Consider the following 17844-nt stretch of genomic DNA (forward strand, 5'->3'; position numbering starts at 1 on the left):
TCGGCTTTTTTAGTTTATTCTCTCAGTAGTGTTTGCGTGTATTGTTTTCCGCTGTGCTCTAAGGTGAAGAAGTATACCCCAGGAGGTAGTTTGGCTAGTGATATCTTTTGTTGTGCTTTACTGAGCTTGATTTTAAGGAGCTCTTTTCCTTGATTGTTGATCAGGAGTAAGGCCTTGTGTTGCCACAGTTCGTTAAAGACTTTGATATTGACTTCGTCGTTTTTCACTGGATTTGGTGAAAATTGGAGTACCGCTGCATCGTTGACGAGGAAATCAAAAGTACCAGTAGCAAGGCTCTTTGCACTTGTACAAGACCCCAAGTTTGTCCAGCCAGTAGCACTGCGCTGATATAAGGTGTTATTGTAAACCACTTTGTCGCCCACTTGGTAATTGGTTCCAGCATTGTAGGCAGCCACGCCATCGCATTTATTTACCGGTGCACTACCTTCCTTTACCGTAACACTGTAGTCTTCAACTTCTCCGTAGTTAAAATTCCCACAAGCACTGGGTAGGCTGTTGTAACGCATACTGACGCGCATTCTGGTTTTTCCTAGTTTGGCCGTGCTCGGAACGGTAAAACTTCCGGTTGCCGGACTACTTGTAGAGGCCGCCTTGGTCCATACCTGTTCGCCACTATCACTAAAGTCACCATCCTGATTAAAATCTATCCATACACTATAGGCTTCGCGGTATTGCGACCCTGTCCATTTAGGCGTAATACTGATATTTTGAGTAGCTCCTTGCGCAATATCAGTAGTGAGGCTTGTAAAGTCTTGATAGCCATTGGTAGCTCCAGAACTGTTAGAAATACTCCCCATTACGACCTTTTGTATATATTCGTCCGAAACGTTATCTCCTTTTGAACTACAATAGGTTGTCGTTGGAGGAGGGGTAACACTCCCCTCATTTTTAGCGACTTCAATTAGGTATTCCAAGCCCAGTTTAGCAAATTTAGCGGCGTGGGTGGCATTCGCGGTAGGAGAACGGTCAAACGTGTCGTTTACGGTATGAATATGTGGATTAGAATCGTTGAACGAAGCTTCAAAAGGAAAGGCGGCATTAAAGCCTTGTTGTGCCCAACTGTAATGATCGGAACATCCGTAGTTACATCGCGTATATGCATAGCTAAACTGATGTGCCCCGGTTTTGTTGTACTGTTCCATGAGCTGCACTAGAAAAGCGTTTAAACTACTGCTGTTATAGCTGTCGTCGGTGATATAAACATCACTGCTCGAACCTTTGTAGTTGGTCATGTCGAATTGCACATATGACAATACGTTTACATTTCGGTTTTTGTAGTCTTGTGCTATTTCTTTAGATCCTCGTAAACCAACTTCTTCGGCAGCATAGGCCATGAATTCAATGGTTCTGTTAGGTTTGAAGTTCATGTTCAACAACACTCGGGCGACTTCGGTAATTGTGGCAATTCCAGAGGCGTTGTCATCAGCCCCAGGAGCATTGGTTTCCCGCTGTGGACTTACCGAGTCAATGTGACCTCCGATGATTACGTATTCATTCGGGTTGTTTTTACCTTGTATGGTCATAACCACTGAAGGCATATTGGTACTGTTGTGATTTACAATACGGACGCTTACATCGCTGCGTCCTGTAGCCATGGTTTCCCATTTTTGCTTTAAATCCAACACGGATTGTCGTGCTTTTTGTGTGGTGTGATAGCGCGTTCCGTAGTTTTCGAGCGTTTGAATATGAGCCGCAATATTGCTGTTGTTAACCTGCCCGATGGCCTGATTTACCAATGTTTGTTCGGAAATGGTATAGGCAGCCATTTTCGGTTGTTTGCCGCGTAATCGCATGGCCTTAATGGTTTTGATTGCGGCATCTTTCGAAGGTTCGTAGATAAATCCAGGACCGTGGGTCAATATCATGTGATGAAGCTTTTCAGCGGCGTGATGGCTGAGTTTTACAGCGCTAAACTCTCCTTCCGTATGGAGAATTTCAATGTCTTTTGGAGATAATTTTCTCAGTACTTGGGCGTCTTTGGTAGTTATGGTACCATAAAATTGTGATTGTTGACTGTGCATGGGAAGGCTCCACAAGCACAAAAATACTGCGAACAGTATTACTTGAGTTGTTTTCATTTTAGAAGGGTTTAAATTAATCTTAATAAAAATACTAAAATTTTAGTATAAGTTACTGTTTTTGAGTAGGTAAGTCGTTTTCTTATAAGAGGTTAATTCTGATGTGTTATACTCCGTTTACTTCGAATTATTTATTTTTAGGCTCGTTAAGTAAAAAAATGGGCCTATGTCATCGAACCGACGATTAACACGTGCTTTTAAAAAAGCAAAGAAATTACCTCTTACCGACGCATCTAGATACGTGATGTTTTCCGATTGCCATCGAGGTGATAATAGTTTTGCTGATGATTTTTCGAGGAATCGCAAGTTGTATCTTCATGCCTTATCACATTACAAACAAGAAGGATTTACCTATTTAGAACTCGGTGATGGTGATGAACTATGGGAAAACTCTTTCCAGGCAATTTTCGATGCTAATAAGGATGTGTATTTACTGCTAAAAGAATTCCACGAGGCCAATCGCTTACATTTCGTTTGGGGCAATCACGATATGGCGTATAGAAATCCGAAGGCCGTCGAAAGAAATTTGCATTACTACAGAGATACGATAGATGATAAAGATAAAGAGTTGATGATTGGAGCTTCTTTTTCAGAAGCCCTTGTTCTGGAACGTGAAGATGGGCGCTCTATATTTTTACTTCACGGACACCAAGCCGATTGGTTTAATTATAATTTCTGGCGTTTGAGTAAGTTTTTGGTACGTTATTTATGGAGGCCCTTACAGGTGTTAGGGGTTAAAGATCCAACGAGTCCCGCCCAGAATTTTAGAGAACTTATAAAAGTAGAAAGACGCTTGGAAAAATGGATTAAAGCCAATAATAACCAGATGATTATCACAGGGCATACGCACCGGCCACGCTTTCCGGGTACTACAGAATTGCCGCATTTTAACGATGGAAGTTGCGTGCATCCGAGGTGTATTACCGGCTTGGAAATTGAAGGAGGCGAAATTACGCTGATCAAATGGTTTTTAGAAACTAATGCCCAAGGAATCATGAAGATAACAAGGCAGGTGTTAGAAGGACCTACCTCCTTAACGCATTATCTATAAAAACTTTGTTGATAACATTAAATTAATATTATTAATCAGTAGCGATTTCTTAAATTTGTCGGGTTAAATTAAAAACAAGGAATGGGAGATCCGTTTATTTTGATGCTAGTTGCTTTAGGAGGACTAGCAATTTTAGATTTAGTGGTGGGTGTGAGTAATGATGCCGTAAACTTTTTGAATTCGGCCATCGGTTCAAAGGCCATACCGATTAAAACTATTATGATTATTGCCAGTGTGGGGGTGTTTTTCGGAGCAGTAACCTCAAGTGGAATGATGGAAGTAGCGAGGAAAGGGATATTTAATCCGGATATGTTCATGTTTGAAGAAATCATGTACATATTTATGGCGGTAATGATAACGGATATCTTATTGTTGGATGTGTTTAATTCACTGGGGATGCCGACGTCAACAACGGTGTCCATAGTATTTGAATTGTTAGGGTCTGCAGTAGCTATAGCGCTGATCAAAATATCGGCAAGTGATACGCAGACAATTGGTGATATTTGGTCGTATATCAATGATGAAAAGGCGATAGAAATTATTTTAGGAATCGTCATTTCCGTCATTGTGGCCTTCACAGTAGGAGCCATTGTTCAGTATTTTTCGCGATTGATTTTTTCATTTGATTTTGAGAAAAGACCCGTGTATATCAGTGCGCTATTTGGTGGTTTTGCCATTACTGCAATAACGTACTTTATCATTATCAAAGGATTGAAAGGAACGCCTTTTTATGCAAATTTAAAAGGGTTACTCGAAGGAAATACAGCAGCTATTATAGCAGGTTCTTTCGTACTCTGGTCAGGAGTGTCGTATATGTTAATCAAGGTGTTTAAGATTAATGTCTTGGTAACCATTATTGCAGTAGGTACCTTTTCGTTAGCCATGGCATTTGCCGGAAATGATTTAGTAAACTTTATTGGAGTGCCTATTGCAGCCTTGAATTCATACGATGCTTGGAGTGCTTCAGGGAAGGCTGCGAATGAATTTACGATGGGAGTACTGGCTCAGAAAGTTCCTTCTAATACTTGGTTGTTACTGTTAGCTGGTTTCATCATGGTAGTAACACTTTGGTCTTCTAAAAAGGCGAGAGCCGTGATTGAAACAGGGATTAACTTATCGCGTCAAGGAGAAGGACAAGAAAAGTTTCAGCCGAATAATTTATCGAGAGTAGTGGTGCGTTTGGCGATGTTTACCAACGCAGGAATAAATCTTTTAATTCCTAAGAAGACACAGATTTATATCAATTCTAAGTTTGAAAAACCGGTAATTAAATTACCTAAAGATAAAACCTACGAGCTTCCAGCATTTGATTTGGTGCGTGCCTCTGTAAACTTAATTATGGCGAGTGTGTTGATTTCAATCGCTACTTCTATGAAGTTGCCGTTGTCAACTACTTATGTGACCTTTATGGTGGCTATGGGTACCTCTTTGGCGGATAGAGCTTGGGGACGCGAGTCTGCAGTATACCGTGTAGCTGGTGTATTCAACGTTATCGGTGGATGGTTTTTAACGGCGATTGTAGCTTTTACGGCTGCAGGAATCGTTGCCTACTTGATTAGCTGGCACCAAGAAATGATTCCGGTGTTGTTGTTGTTGGTTATCGGATTACTCGTGCGTACAAGCATTATGTATTCGCGAAAAGCGAAAGAAGAAAAGAAGCAAATGTTTGTAGAGCGTGCTGAGTTGATTTCTATTAACGGAGTAATTGAGGAAAGCTCTGACCACATTGCGGAAGTTGCTGCCCGAATAAACAAATTGTATTCAAGCGTAGTGAACGATTTGGCAAATCACGATTTGGTGAAATTGCGTAAAACGGACAAGCACGTTACAAAGTTAAATGATGAAATTGATAGCCTAAAGGACGGCGTATTTTATTTTATTAAGTCGTTAGACGATACCTCAGTGCAGGCGAGTAGATTTTACATCCTTATTTTAGGGTATTTACAAGACGTTGCACAGTCGATTAGCTATATTTCGAGAGCTACGTATAAACACGTAAATAACAACCATAAAAACTTAAAGAAAGGGCAGTTAAAAGATTTAAAGGAAATAGATAACACACTTTCTGGTTTGTTGGCTAAAATTAGTGCGACTTTTGAAAATAGAAGTTTTGATGATCTCAGTGAGATTATCAACGAAAAGCGAGAGCTTTTAAAGGATGTTTCTTCGTCTATCGAGCGTCAGGTTGATCGTATTAGAACAGACGAAACCAGTCCGAAGAATACCACCTTGTACTTTAGTATTTTAATCGAAACACAAGATTTAGTTTCTGGATTAATGCAGTTGTTGGAGACCTATGAAGAGTTCCACGTAAGCACTAAGATGTAAGGTTTTGGAATGAAATAAATTGTAATTAACATATAAAAATCCTTGAGTCTTACTTGAGGATTTTTTATTTATATATCACGCTATGAAAAGAAAAATGCTAGGGGCATGCTTGTCCCTGATAGTTGGGATGGTTGCCTATGGGCAGCGCTCCCTATCTTCGAAATTGAATCAGGTTACTAAAAAAGAACTCGCGTTACAAGTGTATCCAGCCGATAGCACCGCACGGGCTGTAGTTCTTTACGAGCACGGTAACTACTACGTAGATGAAAAACGAAAGTTTAAAAAAACTACTGATTATTATCACAAGGTTAAAATACTGACCAAAGAAGGGGCCGATAAGGCTACTGTTAGTATCCAACTTTACGGTGATGAAAAAGTGCATGGGATAAAGGGAAGTACTTACAACCTAACCCAAGCAGGCCAAGTAAGAAAAACTGTTCTTGTAAAAGATAAAATTTACGAGAAACAGCTTACTTCAAAATGGCGTGAAGTGACGTTTACCATGCCTAATATCAAAGTCGGAAGTGTTATAGAATACCGTTATTCGATTACGAGTCCTTATTCCAAAATTGATGATTGGTATTTTCAAAGTGATATTCCGAAAGTAAAAAGCAAATTTACTGCTGCTATATTGGGGAATTGGAAGTACAAGATTAGAAGCGTCGGTTATTTACCCTTGACCACCAACGAGGTGAAGGTTCGTAAAAATTGTGTGTATATGCCCGGATTGGGTATGGGTGATTGTGTCGTTTTAAAGTATGGAATAGCGAATATTCCAGCCTTTGAAGAGGAGAAGCACATGCTCAGTGCTGAGAATTTTAAATCGAAAGTGGCTTTTGTATTGAGTTCTTTTACCCATGCTGACGGCCGTGTTGATAAGTACGCCAAAACGTGGAAACATGCCGACAGTCGTTTGCGTAGAGATTTTCTGGATAATCAGGTTTCTAAAAAAGGCTTTTTTAAACGCAATATGCCCTCTTCTATACTGGAGGTTGAGAATCCTTTAACGAGGGCTGAGGAGGTGTATGGGTACATTAAAGAGCACTATACTTGGAATGGAAAGTATTGGCCTTCTCAAAAGGTACGAATTAAAAGAGCCTTTGCTGAAAAGACGGGAAATGTATTCGATATTAATTTGTCGTTGTTCAATGCTTTAAAAGCAGCAGATATTGAAACGTATTTAGTATTGTCGTCTACCAGAAACAGAGCGGTTCCTACCAAGCTCCACCCAATTATTAATGAGTTTAATTATTTACTAGTAAAGGTGGTTGTTGATGGGCAGGTGTATTATTTAGATGCAACAGAAAAGCAACTGCCATTTGGTTTGGTCCAGTTTAAAGCTATTAACGGAGATGGACGCGTACTCGATTTTGATAAGGGAAGTTTCTGGGAAGAAATTACGATGAAGAAAGTAGCAACGGAGAGTATTCGAGCAAAGCTCGATATAGATGCTAGCGGTGAGGTTACAGGAGTACTTACCCGCACTACCAAAGGATATAAAGCACTGAACAAGAGAAAAGAATTGAGCAGGGTTTCTGAAGAGGCGTATTTAGACGAATTTGAGAGTAGATATCCTGCGATAGAAGTAGATTCTTTTAAGGTGGATAATTTGAAGGAAATAGCGAAGCCACTCAAAGAAAACTTTAAGGTTCGTATAAGCTCAGAACGAAACAATGCCGCTATGGCCATCAATCCTTTTTTAATTAGTCAGCGAACCATTAATCCTTTTAAGTTGAAAAGGCGTGATTATCCGGTTGACTTTGGCTATGCGAGAAAGCATTTTTATCGTTTGGAATTGACCGCTCCTGAAGGATATGTTTTTGAAAATATTCCGCAGAATATGGCGATCAAACTACCCAATAAGGGTGGAAGTATGGTTGTGAATGTTGCTGTTCAAGGAAGGGTATTGCGACTTTTTTGTAAATGGAGCATTGAGAGAAGCGCCTATAGTAGTACCGAGTATTTTGCCTTGAAAGCCTTTTTTAACAAATTGATAAAGAAACAGGATGTGCTATTAAAAATAGTCCCTAAACAAAAAGGATAATGCCTGAGCATTATCCTTTTCTTTGGGTTTGAAGTCGCGTTGTATTATAACATAGTAACTTTTCCTGTAGTTAAGGAATACACGCCCCCTACGATTTTAATTTCACCGTTATCTTCCATTTCTTGCAAAATCTGACTTTTTTCACGAATTCGATCCATGGTCAGTTTAACGTTGTTTTCAACTGTTTTAGCCACGAATGCTTTGTTACTAGAGTCTGCTGCACCCTCTACTTGTTCGGCTGCTAATTTAGCGGCAGGAACAATATTGTCGAGCATAGCGGTAATGTTTCCTAATTCGACACCGTCACAAGCAGCTTTTACAGCTCCACAACTTTCGTGACCGAGTACTAAAACGAGTTTACTACCGGCAACAGCACAAGAGTACTCCATACTTCCTAAAATATCTGTATTTTCGAAATTACCAGCTACACGAGCCACAAAAACATCGCCAATAGTTTGATCAAAAACCATTTCTACAGGCACGCGTGAATCGATGCAAGAAAGGATTACCGCTTTAGGGAATTGCCCTCCTGTAGTTTGACTAACGAGGTCGTTCACATTAGATGCGGTAAGGTTATTTGAGGTATATCGTTCGTTACCAGCCAGTAAATCTTCCAATACTCCAGCAGGAGTTAAAGTGCTTTGAACGTCTTTGGTAATAGCAGTGTTTCTCATTATAAATGTTTTAATTTTCTTTTTAATATTGTTATGCCTTATAGTAAGAACTGGTTAAAGTTCTTAAAAAAAATCAAACTTTGCGGGGTAAAGTTAAAATCTATCATTGCTGGGTTTCGTGCGACCTTCTGACTAGGCAGTTTTATAGTCCAGTTTAAAAAACTCGATAAAACTCTCTGGGTTTTCGACAGCACCACGCTCAGAATACAATTTAATATTGATATTGCGTTCTTTGGCTTTTAGGGCAAAGTCCTCTAAAATTTCAATAATATCATTGTCGAGATAGCGCGTTTTACGCACGTCTAATTCTAAGTAAGAGTTTTCAGGTAAGCTGTCTAACTCTTTTAAAATAGCTCCTTTATTAAAGAAAGTAACTTCTTCTGCCAAGGTCATCTTAATGGTATTCTGACCGTTGCTCTTGTCCTCAATGTGTAAGAAGTGAGAGTTTTGATAGCTTTTGTATAAGATTACAGCAATACCAACGGCTAGTCCTAGTCCAATTCCTAAGAGTAAATCACCTGTGATTACCATAGGAAGCACTGTGGCCATAAAAGGAATAAATTGTTTGTTCCCCAGTTTGTACATGCTGATAAATGTTTTGGGATTGGCAAGTTTAAACCCGACAATAAATAGGACAGCAGCTAAAACTGAAAGAGGAATTTTATTTAATAATGTCGGTATGAGGATAATAGAAATTAACAGGAAGAATCCGTGCATTACTGCTGACATCTTACTGCGTCCTCCCGATTGAATATTCGCTGAGCTTCGAACGATAACCTGAGTTACAGGAAGTCCTCCTACCAATCCTGAAAGGATGTTTCCGGCTCCTTGGGCAAAGAGCTCTCTGTTGGTCGGAGTTACGTTTTTATGTGGGTCTAACTTGTCGGTAGCTTCCACACATAAGAGGGTTTCTAAACTAGCTACTATGGCAATTGTAAAGGCTGTAAGCCACACTGAACCCTGAGTGATTACTTCGAAATTAGGGAAGGTGAACTGCCCTAAAAAGGAATCCAAGTCTTCAGGTACTGGTACGCTTACCAATTGCTTGGCTTCGATACCGAGTAGTTCATTACCTTGGGTAACTACGTAAAATATGATTCCGACAACCACGGCCACTAAAGGCCCCTGAATGAGTTGGAAGATTTTTGCTTTTTTAGTGAGAACTTGTGACCAGAGTAAGAGGATGGCAATCCCTATAATTCCGACGAGGGTTGACCCCATATTGATGTTGTCGAGAGAGAAGCTTCCGGCACTCTTGTCATAACCGAAGAAAAACGGTATTTGCTTGATAATAATAATGATCCCGATTCCGGTGAGCATTCCTTTGATCACTGAAGAAGGAAAGTAATAACCGATGACACCGGCACGCAGTGCTCCTAAGATGAGCTGGAAAACACCTCCGAGTACTACGGCTACTAAAAAGTTTTCAAACGATCCTAAATCTGTAATTGCGGTAAGTACGATAGCGGCAAGCCCAGCAGCGGGTCCACTAACACCTATTTTTGAGCCACTGATGGCACCGACAACAATTCCACCTACGATTCCGGCAATTAGACCCGAAAACAAGGGGGCACCACTGGCAAGGGCAATCCCTAAACAGAGGGGGAGTGCGACGAAAAATACGACAATACTAGCAGGTAAGTCATTTTTAATTGTTTTGAACATGTACGATTTCTTTTAGCCAATTCAATTTTTTATTGGCGAATTAATGTTGTTTTTATTGGATGTGGTTTCCTAATGCAAATTAGGAAAGAGAGCACTGTGTATAGCTAGCCTTAGCTGTGCTGAATGAAATTCAGTAACTCTATAAAAGGTAAGAAGGTACAGTTTCTGGTGGTGGATTTTCTAGGCGTCGATTAACCGTCGCATAGGTTTTTGATAGGTAGGTTGTTTCTTTGCGGCGTTGACTTACGGGGTGTGAAATGGTTAGGGCATCTTCGAAATAGAAGTTTAATTCGAATTCTCCGACATTCTCATCCGTGTCACGGTCGTAATCTTCAACAATATGAGTGTTTTCACAATTTTCTTGCGACAATACGATATAGGTGGGGAGCGCAACTGCGCACACCATCACGGTAAGCAAGAAGTATGTAAAAACGCGTTTTTTCATAATCGTAGCCCTAAATATACATTTTTTAGCCCACGATTGCATGTTAAAAAATTACAAATTCTCGAGAATTTTGATGGTTTTTGACTTTAACCAGCCTGTTTTTCCATCTACTAGTTTGATTTTCTTCCAATCGTCCACCGTATCTAAAAGTTGAACTTTTGTGCCTTCGTGTAGGGTGAATATAACCTCTGAATCAGCAGTCGGTCCATTTTTTACGGAAACCTCTTGAGTGTATACAATGGCAGTTTTAGTTTGCGTTGTTTTGTTGTATTGCTGAAAGCTGATAAGCAGGCTTGTACCTAAAAGTAACGTACTGAGGCATGCTCCAATAAAATACAGCCGTTTTCGCGTACTGATATCTGCAAAATAGAACAAGATAAAGAGCAAACTGGCAAGAATTGAAAAGACAATGCTCAAGATTCCCCAATGTTCGAAATGTAATTTTCCAAGTAGCGATGCATCTAAACGATCCCCTAAGCTTTTAGGAAGTGGCTCAATACGGTCTAAAGTGAGTTTTTGAGCTATTTTTAAGTTGTTCGCAGCAGCTTGGTTCAACGGGTCCACTAATAGTGCCATTTCGTAATTAAAGATGCTTGGAGCGACCTCGTTTAGTTTGTAATAGCAGTTCCCGAGATTAAAATACAATTCTGAGGCAACCACTTGATCGCCTTTTAAAATATTTTCATACAGGGCAGCTGCCTGTTGGTAGTCGCCTTTTTTATAAAGGTCATTTGCCTTAGCGAAGTTTTCGTTATTGTCTTGCGCAGCTAGTACAGTTGTCAAGACTACTAGTAATACTGTTAATAGTTGTTTGATCATAACTGTTTGTCTAATTGAGTAATCACTAATTTTGCTTTCTCGTATTCTTGTTGCATCTGAACGTTGTCGATAGGGGTATATCGAGCAAAATCACAGTCGTCGAGTACTGCTATAAACGAGCGAATACTTTCCGAATCAACATTTTTATTTTGTAAGATATTGGCAATTTTTTCCTTGCTAATATCGGTGGTTTCTATTTTTAACTTCGCCTTGAGGTAGTTGTGTAGAGCACGTTCTAACGATTCGTAGAAAGCCTCTTTGTTTCCGAGTTGTTTCGAAGCTTCAGAAAGGTACTTCTTAGCCAATCTGTCTGCCTTACGCATTTTATTACCCTCGATGTCCCCCGCTTTTTCGTCGCGTTTCTTTTTGTAGAAAATGGCTATCGGAATTCCAATAAGTGGAAGTAATAATAACACATAATACCCAGTGGATTTAAAGAAAGGACGACGTGTGCGTTCTTGCCAATTCGGTGTTTTTTGAATGTATTCAAAAGCATTTCCTGTTAGGGTCACCTGTTTTTTAGTTACGCTAGGGCTCGTGCTATCGCTGAGCTCTTTCCCCTGTAATACATCGACGTACATGTCTTCTGTAGTGATGGTTTGATACACTTTTTCTTTGGGGTCGAAATATGAAAATGTAACGGCAGGAATCTTGTATTTTCCTTTGTATTGAGGGACAACGGTGTACACATCAGTGATACTTCCTTTTAAACCAGAAGTCGCAATGTTGATCTTTTCTTGTCGCTTAGGCTCGTAAGTTTCCAGCTCCTTAGGAGTCGTTATTTTAGGAAGTTCAAAGAGTTTTAAGTTTCCTTTTCCTGTTACTTTTACAGCAATTTCAGCCGTTTCGTTGGCTTTGAGTAGCTGCTTGTTTAAGTTGACGTCAAAGGCAAAGGTTCCAACAGCTCCATTAAAGTCTGCAGGTTTGTTAGCGGTTGGAAGTTCTTTAACGCGAACCGTCTTTTTTGCCGAGGCAAATTCTTTTCGTACCTGTCGGGTCATCACGTTTCCAAAAAAATCGGTACGCCCGGTAGGAACGGCCACGACGATGTCCATTTTCATTGGGTCTATGGTGAGTTTACCTGACTTTGTTGGAATTAACAGGGCTTTGTGCAATACGGCATAACGATAGTTTTTTCCGTTGTAAGTACCTTGTTTTACGGTTGTTCCGTTTCGTTTTATTTCTTGATTCCAAAAACCGTTGTACTGTGGTGATTCGGTGATGGCATTGTCGTAAATACCGACGTTTTGACTAAAGTACAATCGGTATTCTAAGTACACGCCTTCTCCTACATATGGTGAGGCCTTTGAGATTTCGGCAACTAAGTGAATATTTTGTGAAGCGATGTACCCTGGGTCGTTAGGGTTTTTAGGAAGCTCCACGGCATCGACCACAATAATTTTAAGAACGTTTGATTTTAGAGTTTTTCCGTTGAATTCAATGGTTGCAGGTGGAAGGTTAAACTCTCCTTTGCGCTTGGGTTGTAGAAAATAAGTATACGATTGTGAAAAAGATTCTTTACCGTTGATCCACGATTGACTGACCGATTGGCTCGGCCCTCCCACAACTTTAAAGTTCTTGAAATTGGGCGGTGTAAAATTGTCTGCACCCTGTTTGTTGATAGCGTATTGAATTCTCAATCGCTGATTTAACCCGAGCTTATTTTTACTCACAGAGGCTTTCAGTTCTACATCCTGGGCAGCAGCTCCTAAACTAAAAAAACTTAGTGCGAATAGTATGAATATCTTTGTATAAGTGCTCATTTGTAACATGTGCAAAAAACTATTTTAACTGTAATATTGATCCATTAGTTATACAAGTACCTTATCGAAATGATATTGCAGGGGGGGCAAATATACAAGTATTACCAATCTTTTTCTTGTTTAACCTTTCTTCCTTTCGCTTTGCGAACATTCATCTTCTTTTGGGTCTTTTTTTCCTCGTTATTTAAGCTTTCCAAAAGTTGTTTCATTTGCTCTGGGGTCATTTTTCCAGGTTGTGGCTTCGGCTTTTGTTTGTCTTTGTTTTGTTGGTTTTTAGGATCCTTGTTTTGTTCGTTGTCTTTGTTTTTTTGCTGGTCCTTGTCTTGATCTTTTTTGTTTTGATCTTTGTTCTGATCCTTTTTATTTTGATCTTTTTTGTTTTGGTCCTGCTTGTCTTTGTTTTGGTCCTTTTTATTTTTATCCTTGTTCTTGTCCTTATCTTTCTGCTTTTGTTGTTGCTGTTGCTCTTTTAGCTTTTTTTGCGCCACCGCGAGGTTGTAACGCGTTTCATCATCACCAGGATTGTTGCGAAGGGCATTTTTGAAGGCATCGACAGCTCCTTGATATTGCTTTTGCTCCATCATCGCATTCCCGATGTTGTGGTACGCCTCAGCTTTTGCAATCTTGTCTTTTACCGTTTTTGCTGTGATTTGATATTGGGCAATGGCATCCTTGTAGTTTTTGTTTTGGTATAAGGTATTTCCGTAATTGTAATTTGCCTTCTCGTAATTGGCATTTTTTCCTAGAGCTTTGCGATAAGCAATAGAAGCGTCGTCAAACTTTTCTTTGTTGTATAATTTATTCCCTTCTCGGAGTAAGGCTCTCGCCTCACGCTGAAGTGCTATGGAATCTTTTTGCGCAACTAGGGCAGTACTCGTGAAAAACCCTAAAAGACACAGGATAATGCTAAGCTGTTGTTTCATGGTTTTATTTTTTTCGTTCGTTGAATAAATCAATTTGCTGTACCCATTTGGTCTTTTTCTCAAATAAAAACACGTCTAAGAGTAGAAAGAAAAGACCAAAGCCTAAAAACCACTGAAATTGATCTTTGTAGTCTGAAAATTGTTTGGTTTCGAATTCACTCTTTTGGGCATTGCCAATGATGGTCGCTATTTTATTTACAGGAACCTCTGTTTTATTCCCATCGATGTATTCACCATTGCCTATTTCGGCAATATCTTGTAAGATGTCTTCTTTGCGTTGGGTGATGACGGTTTCTCCTTTGCGGTCTTTTTTATGACCGATAAGCGAACCGTTTAGTTTCAGAGGTATTTTTCCTCCTGCAGCGGTTCCGACACCTATGGTGTATACTTTAACACCTTCGTTCGACAAGTTTTGGGCAATCTGTTTAGTATCTTCTTGATGGTCTTCTCCGTCGGAAATAACGATCAAATAACGGTTGGTTTGCTCGTCGTTATTGTAGTAGGTTTTAGCCAAATTTAAGGCTTCGTTGATAGCAGTACCTTGACTAGAAACCATGTCGGGACTCGCGTTTTGTAAAAACATTTTACCGGCGGCATGATCCGTAGTGATCGGTAGAAGTGGATATGCGTTTCCGGCATAAATGATGATTCCAACACGGTCGCTTCCTAACTTATCTATGATTTTTGAAATTATTTGTTTCGCCTTTTCCAATCGGTTCGGGGCGATGTCTTCTGCGAGCATACTTCTCGAAACATCCAGTGCAAACACCACATCTACTCCTTCGCGCTTCACTGTTTTTAATTTGGTACCCATTTTGGGGTTGCTCAGTGAAATAATTAATAAGCTCAAGCCAATTAAAAAGACGATGAGTTTTAAGGTGGCTTTAAATACCGAATGTGTTGGTGCCAGCACGGCGAGTAGCTTTGCTGAAGCAAAGTTCTTTTGCGTTCTCTTTTTCCACCACAACACCAATAAGAATACGACAATGATTACAGGAATCACTGCAAAGGCATAAAAATATATTGGTTCTTCAATCTTGTACATAAGCTAAGCAGGTTAAATAAAACTTTTAAACAGCGTGTTTTTTAATAGGAACTCCAAGAGTAAAAAGACTCCGGCTAACAATACCCAAAAGCGAAATTGCTCGGTGTAATTATAGTATTTAAATTCTTCGATTTTCGTTTTTTCTAACTTGTCAATCTCGTCGTAAATAGCCTTGAGCTTATTGTTGTCTGTAGCTCTAAAGTATTTTCCTTCTGTTTCTTGTGCGATGTGTTGTAACAGCGCTTCATCTATTTCAACTTGTTGTTTGCGGAAGGTAATTTGTCCTGTGTTTGGATTGCGTGTCCATGGGAAATCTGCCATCCCATTGGTTCCTATCCCAATAGTATACACCTTGATGTTGTTCCCTTTGGCAAGCTCTGTAGCTGTTTTAGGGTCTATAAAACCGGCGTTGTTAACACCGTCTGTTAATAAGATGATAACTTTGCTTTTTGCCTTGCTTTCTTTAAGTCTGTTTACGGCAGATCCAAGTCCCATACCTATAGCAGTACCTCCTTCAAGTTGTCCCCATTTGATTTCTGAAATGGTTCTTTTTACGATAGATTTATCACTTGTAATCGGAGTTTGAGTAAAACTTTCTCCGGCGTAAACTACGATACCGATGCGATCGTTAGGACGCCTGTTAATAAAATCGGTTGCTACGCGTTTTAGTGCTTGAAGTCTGTTGGGTTTGAGGTCTTTGGCTAACATACTCGCAGAGACGTCTATGGCCATCACGATGTCTATACCTCTATTCGATTTTGTTTTTTTACTAATGGCTACATTTCTCGGTCTGGCTAGAGCGATGATTAAGCAAGTAAAGGCCAACAAGCGCAATAAGTAGAGTACAGGCTTCAGCTTCGCCCATATAGAAGGTTGTACCGCAAAGCCTCTTACAGAGCCAATGGTGAGTTCTGAACGATCTTTTTTTCTCGTTAAGAAGAACCAAACAGCGAGTAATGGAATGCTGATGAGCAACCACAAGAACGCTGGAGAGTGAAATTCAAAATTACTTAACATGGGTTACTGCGGTATTATTGGCGTTGGTGTATTCTATTAATTTGACAATTCCAAAACTCAAAATTCCTACCACTACAATAATTCCTAGTATCAGGAAGATTTTTTGCAGAGGACTTGTCTTTTTTACCGGCGGTTTTTCAACGATAGTAACCGGAGTACTATAATCTGTTTCAGTAGCTTCTTCTGAAAGGGCAGGCTTGATATTATTGATAAGCAATTCAGCAATATTACGGTCTGCTTCAATGTCGTGAGCCAAAGGTTTTGATTTCGCGAATTTTACGAGATCAGCCTGTTGGAATAGTTTCGAAAGCTTTTTGATCGTTTCTTTTTCAGTTTCTATGTTGTTGGCATCTCTTAGCAATTCTAATTGACGCACAACTTCGTTAGTCGTTTGCTCTAAGGCTGGTACGTGTAGTTCGCGTTCGATATACATACGTATAATGTCGGTGAGCTCACTGTAGTACTCTTTAATTTTATTGTTTTGCCAGAGGAGTTTTTCGTCCAGCAATTGTAAGTTTCTCATGGCTTCTTGGAAAGGAGCTAGTTTCGGAACAAACGTTGTGCTATCGTCTTCATCTGTTCTTTTAAGAGCAAAGTACAGGGTAACGATTACGATGAGTAACACGGCAAGTGCCCAATACACATACCTTGCATAGTCATCGAATTGATAAGGTTCTCCTTTGATGCCTTTGATTTCGTATTTTTTTACTTTGGTAGTATCGATAGGGACCGTAGCAACCTTCACCAAAAGACTATCGGTATAGTACGCTTGGTTTTTGATAAAGAGCTGCTGTTTTGGAATGTAAAAAGCACCACTGTCAAATCCTGTTAGGATGTATTTTTGAATGAGTTGGTTGTTTAGGGTATCCATTTTTAAAGAATCAATTACCTCTAAACCCTTCAAATTTTGAAGTTTCGGGATAATTACATTCTCCGTTTCGTCGATGGTAATTTTGTATTCAAATTGTTCACCTATGCGAATGGATGTGCTATCGATAGTCGCTTTTACTGGATTGGTTTGACCATAGCCAACTGCGATGCTTACTATCCATAATATGTATAATAGCGTTTGTCTCATCGTAATATTGCTGTAGTTTTTAGCGATTAACCTTTTTGTTTAAAATACCCGAGTAGTTTTTTAACATAGCTTTCATCAACACTCATATTGATGGTTCCTGCACCACTTTTTCTGAAGCTCGAGGTAAAATATCCTTCGAGTTCACGTGCGTGGGCTTGGTATTGTTTTCGAACTTTTGCCGAACTGGTATTCACTAGCTGCACTTCACCGGTTTCCGCATCTTTCATCGGAACCATTCCTAAATTAGGAATCTCTTGGTCGTGTTTGTCGTACACGCGAATTCCTGTCAAGTCGTGTTTGTTACCCGCTATTTTTAAGGTGTGTTCATAGCCGGAATCCATAAAGTCAGAAAGTACAAAAACAATCGCTTTTTTCTTTAAAACGTTGGAGAGGAATTTTAGAGCTTCCTCAATACTAGTGCTTATGCTTTTGGGTTCAAACTCAATGAGCTCACGAATAATTCTGAGTACGTGACTCTTCCCTTTTTTAGGAGGGATAAAGAGTTCAATTTGATCAGAAAAAAGAATTAATCCTACTTTGTCATTGTTTTGTATGGCCGAAAAGGCTAAGGTCGCGGCAATTTCTGTAATAGTATCTTTTTTGAACTGTCCCTGGGTACCAAAAAATTCAGATCCAGAAATATCAACCACGAGCATCATGGTCAGTTCGCGTTCCTCTTCAAAGACTTTGACATAGGGTTCGTTATAGCGAGCGGTCACATTCCAGTCAATGGCTCTGATGTCATCACCGTATTGATACTGACGTACTTCGGAGAAGGTCATACCACGACCTTTAAAGGTCGAGTGGTATTCTCCTCCAAATATGTGATTAGACAATCTTCTTGTCTTAATTTCTATTTTACGAACTTTTTTGAGTAATTCTTTTGTGTCCAT

At 39.7% G+C, this 17844-nt stretch carries 14 protein-coding genes; 3 read left to right on the forward strand and 11 right to left on the reverse strand.

All coding sequences use genetic code 11. The features are described 5' to 3' along the window. Positions 1-14: 14 nt before the first annotated feature. The gene (locus ACKTS5_RS01615) at positions 15-2099 is read right to left on the reverse strand and encodes a M20/M25/M40 family metallo-hydrolase (protein ID WP_408042080.1); all 2085 of its coding nucleotides are present in this window, start codon (positions 2097-2099) and stop codon (positions 15-17) included. A gap of 166 nt (positions 2100-2265) precedes the next feature. Between ACKTS5_RS01615 and ACKTS5_RS01620 the strand changes: the two genes are divergently transcribed. From ACKTS5_RS01620 to ACKTS5_RS01630, 3 genes are all read left to right on the forward strand, one after another. Next, positions 2266-3150: a metallophosphoesterase gene (locus ACKTS5_RS01620; protein ID WP_408042081.1), complete on the forward strand. Its 885-nt coding sequence runs from the start codon at positions 2266-2268 to the stop codon at positions 3148-3150. An 81-nt stretch (positions 3151-3231) separates the two neighbouring features. After that, positions 3232-5478, forward strand: a complete 2247-nt coding sequence (locus ACKTS5_RS01625; protein WP_408042082.1) for an inorganic phosphate transporter — start codon at positions 3232-3234, stop codon at positions 5476-5478. Positions 5479-5560: 82 nt separating this feature from the next. Further along, complete coding sequence (locus ACKTS5_RS01630; RefSeq protein ID WP_408042083.1) at positions 5561-7522, forward strand: hypothetical protein; 1962 nt, start codon at positions 5561-5563, stop codon at positions 7520-7522. 44 nt (positions 7523-7566) lie between these two features. Here ACKTS5_RS01630 and ACKTS5_RS01635 read toward each other — a convergent pair whose 3' ends face one another. The 10 genes from ACKTS5_RS01635 to ACKTS5_RS01680 all read right to left on the reverse strand — a co-directional run bounded on the left by ACKTS5_RS01635 (position 7567) and on the right by ACKTS5_RS01680 (position 17844). After that, positions 7567-8196, reverse strand: a complete 630-nt coding sequence (locus ACKTS5_RS01635; RefSeq protein ID WP_408042084.1) for a carbonic anhydrase family protein — start codon at positions 8194-8196, stop codon at positions 7567-7569. Between the two features lie 132 nt (positions 8197-8328). Continuing rightward, on the reverse strand, positions 8329-9861 hold the full coding sequence (locus tag ACKTS5_RS01640) for a SulP family inorganic anion transporter (protein ID WP_408042085.1): 1533 nt from the start codon (positions 9859-9861) through the stop codon (positions 8329-8331). A gap of 139 nt (positions 9862-10000) precedes the next feature. Next, positions 10001-10306: a hypothetical protein gene (locus tag ACKTS5_RS01645; protein ID WP_408042086.1), complete on the reverse strand. Its 306-nt coding sequence runs from the start codon at positions 10304-10306 to the stop codon at positions 10001-10003. A 51-nt stretch (positions 10307-10357) separates the two neighbouring features. Beyond that, entirely contained in the window at positions 10358-11125 is a 768-nt protein-coding gene (locus ACKTS5_RS01650; protein WP_408042087.1) for an SH3 domain-containing protein, read from the reverse strand. Beyond that, positions 11122-12897: a BatD family protein gene (locus ACKTS5_RS01655; RefSeq protein ID WP_408042088.1), complete on the reverse strand. Its 1776-nt coding sequence runs from the start codon at positions 12895-12897 to the stop codon at positions 11122-11124. The genes ACKTS5_RS01650 and ACKTS5_RS01655 overlap by 4 nt, the downstream gene beginning before the upstream one ends. Before the next feature lie 92 nt (positions 12898-12989). Next, positions 12990-13811 (reverse strand): tetratricopeptide repeat protein, encoded by an 822-nt coding sequence (locus tag ACKTS5_RS01660; RefSeq protein WP_408042089.1) that lies wholly within the window; start codon positions 13809-13811, stop codon positions 12990-12992. Between the two features lie 4 nt (positions 13812-13815). Then, positions 13816-14856, reverse strand: coding sequence for a VWA domain-containing protein (locus ACKTS5_RS01665; RefSeq protein ID WP_408042090.1), 1041 nt, complete (start codon positions 14854-14856; stop codon positions 13816-13818). A 12-nt stretch (positions 14857-14868) separates the two neighbouring features. Next, a complete protein-coding gene (locus ACKTS5_RS01670; RefSeq protein ID WP_408042091.1) occupies positions 14869-15873 on the reverse strand; it encodes a vWA domain-containing protein in 1005 nt (334 codons plus the stop codon). After that, positions 15863-16951 carry a hypothetical protein gene (locus tag ACKTS5_RS01675; protein ID WP_408042092.1) on the reverse strand — a complete coding sequence of 363 codons (1089 nt, stop codon included), beginning with the start codon at positions 16949-16951 and terminating at the stop codon, positions 15863-15865. Before ACKTS5_RS01675 ends, ACKTS5_RS01670 begins: the two co-directional genes overlap by 11 nt. Positions 16952-16977: 26 nt before the next feature. Then, a complete protein-coding gene (locus tag ACKTS5_RS01680) occupies positions 16978-17844 on the reverse strand; it encodes a DUF58 domain-containing protein (RefSeq protein WP_408042093.1) in 867 nt (288 codons plus the stop codon).

This window comes from Tenacibaculum litopenaei, from assembly GCF_964514025.1.
In the GTDB taxonomy this organism is placed as follows: domain Bacteria; phylum Bacteroidota; class Bacteroidia; order Flavobacteriales; family Flavobacteriaceae; genus Polaribacter; species Polaribacter litopenaei.

Bases quoted from the DNA above. Each gene is read 5' to 3' on its own strand.
- ACKTS5_RS01615 (WP_408042080.1), bottom strand. From the start codon at position 2,099: ATGAAAACAACTCAAGTAATACTGTTCGCAGTATTTTTGTGCTTGTGG.
- ACKTS5_RS01620 (WP_408042081.1), top strand. From the start codon at position 2,266: ATGTCATCGAACCGACGATTAACACGTGCTTTTAAAAAAGCAAAGAAA.
- ACKTS5_RS01625 (WP_408042082.1), top strand. From the start codon at position 3,232: ATGGGAGATCCGTTTATTTTGATGCTAGTTGCTTTAGGAGGACTAGCA.
- ACKTS5_RS01630 (WP_408042083.1), top strand. From the start codon at position 5,561: ATGAAAAGAAAAATGCTAGGGGCATGCTTGTCCCTGATAGTTGGGATG.
- ACKTS5_RS01635 (WP_408042084.1), bottom strand. From the start codon at position 8,196: ATGAGAAACACTGCTATTACCAAAGACGTTCAAAGCACTTTAACTCCT.
- ACKTS5_RS01640 (WP_408042085.1), bottom strand. From the start codon at position 9,861: ATGTTCAAAACAATTAAAAATGACTTACCTGCTAGTATTGTCGTATTT.
- ACKTS5_RS01645 (WP_408042086.1), bottom strand. From the start codon at position 10,306: ATGAAAAAACGCGTTTTTACATACTTCTTGCTTACCGTGATGGTGTGC.
- ACKTS5_RS01650 (WP_408042087.1), bottom strand. From the start codon at position 11,125: ATGATCAAACAACTATTAACAGTATTACTAGTAGTCTTGACAACTGTA.
- ACKTS5_RS01655 (WP_408042088.1), bottom strand. From the start codon at position 12,897: ATGTTACAAATGAGCACTTATACAAAGATATTCATACTATTCGCACTA.
- ACKTS5_RS01660 (WP_408042089.1), bottom strand. From the start codon at position 13,811: ATGAAACAACAGCTTAGCATTATCCTGTGTCTTTTAGGGTTTTTCACG.
- ACKTS5_RS01665 (WP_408042090.1), bottom strand. From the start codon at position 14,856: ATGTACAAGATTGAAGAACCAATATATTTTTATGCCTTTGCAGTGATT.
- ACKTS5_RS01670 (WP_408042091.1), bottom strand. From the start codon at position 15,873: ATGTTAAGTAATTTTGAATTTCACTCTCCAGCGTTCTTGTGGTTGCTC.
- ACKTS5_RS01675 (WP_408042092.1), bottom strand. From the start codon at position 16,951: ATGAGACAAACGCTATTATACATATTATGGATAGTAAGCATCGCAGTT.
- ACKTS5_RS01680 (WP_408042093.1), bottom strand. From the start codon at position 17,844: ATGGACACAAAAGAATTACTCAAAAAAGTTCGTAAAATAGAAATTAAG.